The 2,865-nt window shown below is 72.4% G+C and carries 3 protein-coding genes; 2 read left to right on the top strand and 1 reads right to left on the bottom strand.

What is annotated here, in order from left to right; all coding sequences use genetic code 11:
- Positions 1 to 169 precede the first annotated feature (169 nt).
- Both ACWF94_RS37910 and ACWF94_RS37915 read left to right on the top strand, forming a co-directional pair.
- A complete protein-coding gene (locus tag ACWF94_RS37910) occupies positions 170 to 1,612 on the top strand; it encodes a hypothetical protein (protein WP_453499404.1) in 1,443 nt (480 codons plus the stop codon).
- A gap of 178 nt (positions 1,613 to 1,790) precedes the next feature.
- Positions 1,791 to 2,021 carry a hypothetical protein gene (locus ACWF94_RS37915; RefSeq protein ID WP_453499406.1) on the top strand — a complete coding sequence of 77 codons (231 nt, stop codon included), beginning with the start codon at positions 1,791 to 1,793 and terminating at the stop codon, positions 2,019 to 2,021.
- 84 nt (positions 2,022 to 2,105) lie between these two features.
- Here ACWF94_RS37915 and ACWF94_RS37920 read toward each other — a convergent pair.
- On the bottom strand, positions 2,106 to 2,865 hold a 760-nt coding region (locus ACWF94_RS37920), incomplete at its 5' end, for a TerD family protein (protein WP_453499408.1).

A 2,865-nucleotide genomic window follows, 5' to 3' on the forward strand; every position in this document is an offset into this window, starting at 1 on the left:
GGCCACGCGCCGGGGCGGCCCCACCGGACGGCCGGTACTGGTGCGCGCGGTGCGCCGGGGCTGTCCGGGGATTGGCGGGCGGGCGGCGAAACCCGGTGAAATGCGTCTACGCTGGAGGACACCCCGGGGCCACGCCCGGACCCCGTATGCCCCGAGGAGACGTAAACAGATGTCCCAGGACCGTCCCATCCTGCCGCCCGTACAGCTTCACTCGGACGCGGAGCTGGCGCGGGACGCGCTCGCCACACCCCTGCTGACGAGGGCGGTGCGGCTCGCCCGCTGGGCCGGCCCGCAGACGCGGGTGGGCGCCGGGGGCGAGCTGGTCGAGGAGCAACTGCCTGCGGCGGCCGAGGAGTTGGGCCTCTCGGCGGACGAGGACGGTCCCGCGTACGCGAGTGAGGCGTGGCGTACGGCCGTGGACGCCGGTCTGGTGGAGGTCGAGGAGGCCGGGGACGACGCCGAGTACGGGACGGTCACCGCCGGGGAGAGCCTCGCGCTGATCGCCTCCGGGGGCCCGCAGGACATCCTCGCCACCTGGCAGGACGCGCTGGAGGCCGTGCACGCCGACGCCATCGCGCCGCTGCTGGACGATCTTTCCGAGGCGATCGGCGACGACGGCGAGATCGACTACGGGGCGCTGGACTGGGACCCGGACGCGCAGGCCGAATTCCTCGACGGGGTGCTCGGCAATCTCTATCTGCTGACCGTCACGGAAGGCGGCTCGGGCGACGAGCCGGTGCCCCTGCCCGCGCTCGCCGCGTCGATGATCGTCCCCGATGACATGGGGGAACCCACCGACGATGTGCTGGAGCAGGTGTCGGTCGCCATGATGCGGCTGGACGACCAGTTCCGGCTGCTGGAGGCCATCGGACTGGTCGATTACCAGCCGGTGGACGAGTCACTGATGGCGGACGCGTACGATCCGGCCGAATCCGGGCCGGTCGGGGACGACGAGGACGTCTCCCGGTACGGGCTGGTCAAGCTCACCCCGCTCGGCCTCCACGGCGTCCGGGTCCGCATGCTGGAAGCGGGTGTCGAGGCGCCGGCGGTGGGGGAGCTGGCCGACAAGGGCGCGGATGTGCTGTTCGACGCGCTGGCCGGATACCCCGAGTCGGCAGCCCGCGCGGAGACGGTGCAGTGGCTGGCCCGGCGCGAGCCCGCGGCGGCGGCGCACGAGCTGCTGGCCGCGGCGCGCGGCACCGACCAGGGCGCGCCGCTGCGGCGGCTGCACTGCCAGCAGGCCCTGGCCCTGGTCGGCACGCATGCCGAGGGAGAGGTCCGGGCGGTCCTCGACGACCCGGAGCTGGGCGGCCTCGCCCGGGTCTGGCTCGCCGAGCACGGTGCGGCCGACGTCCCCGCGCCCTCGGAGTCGATGATCTTCTGGCTCTCCATCGACACGATCGCGGCCCAGCTCGACGCGGCCGGTGAGTCGGCGGAGCTGCAGGGCCTGGTCGAGGGGCTGGCCGGCCGGCACAGCGGCTTCTTCGACGCCGCGTGGCGGGTGGACCACCCGGCGACGGCGGATGTCCTGGAGGCGATGGGCCGTGTCCACCCGGACAGGCGCGTCGCCAAGGAGGCCCGCAAGGCCGCCTTCAAGGCCCGCTCCAAGTAGCGGGGCCGCCTCCGGTGCGCGCGGGCGCGCGGGCGTGAAACCCGTGCTCCGGGGCGTGATCCTGTCCGAACCGAAGTACTGCGGGGACCCGAGTTTGTGGCCTCCGCCGGTTTCGATCTGACCACTGTTGCGATTCCGGCGTTGTTCAGACGCCGCCCGAGGGCCCATACTCCCAGTAATGACCAAGTCAGCCGGATCCCGGCGCCACCTGCCGTCCAGTCCCTTCAACCGCAACCTCCCCCCGGCCCCGCCGATCGAGCAGTACACGGTGGGCGACCGCGTCTCGCACGATCAGTTCGGCCTGGGACGAGTCATCGCGGTCGAGGGTGACAACGCCGCCGTACTCGTCGATTTCTCGGGGCGCAAGGGAAGGATCCCGAGCCCCTACTCCAAGCTGGCCAAGCTGTGAGCAGCTCCTCCGCCGGGGCCCTGCCGTCCACCTGCTGACGACGGGGCCCCGGCGGCTTGTCAGGCGCCTGCGCGGTGGGCTTGATCAGAGCGCCTGCGCGGCGGGCTTCACCATGCCGCGCACCGTGCGTGACTTCACGAAGTCACCCATGGCCGTCATCTCCCACTCGCCCGAGAACTGCTTGATCAACTTCGCCATCATCACCCCGGTCTGCGCCTCGGCGGAGGTCAGATCGAAGCGGACCAGCTCCTCACCCGTCGCCGCGTCCAGCAGTCGGCAGTACGCCTTGGCGACCTCGGTGAACTTCTGCCCCGAGAACGAGTTCACCGTGAACACCAGGCCGGTGGCGTCGGCCGGGAGACGGCCCAGGTCGACGGTGATCACCTCGTCGTCGCCCGCGCCCTCGCCCGTCAGATTGTCGCCGGAGTGCTTGATCGCGCCGTTCAGGATCGCGAGCTTGCCGAAGTAGCAACTGTCCAGGTGGTTGCGGTTGGGGCCGTAGGCGATGACCGAGGCATCGAGGTCGATGTCCTTGCCCCGGTAGGCGGGCTCCCATCCGAGACCCATCTTGACCGAGGAGAGCAGCGGACGGCCGCCCTTGACCAGCGACACCGTCTGGTTCTTCTGGAGGCTGACCCGGCCCTTGTCCAGATTGATCTTCCCGGCGCCCGGGGCGGGAGCGGCCGGGGGAGCCGGCGGCGCGGGCGGAGCGGGGGGCGCCACTCGGGGGTCCATGGGGGCGGCAGGAGGCCCCGGGGCGACCGGCGCCGGGGGCGCGACCGGAGCGGGGGCCGGGACCGGGGCCGGGACCGGAGCGGCGGCGGCGGGCTCCTCGTCCACGGAG

It is taken from the genome of Streptomyces sp. NPDC055078, from assembly GCF_053607985.1.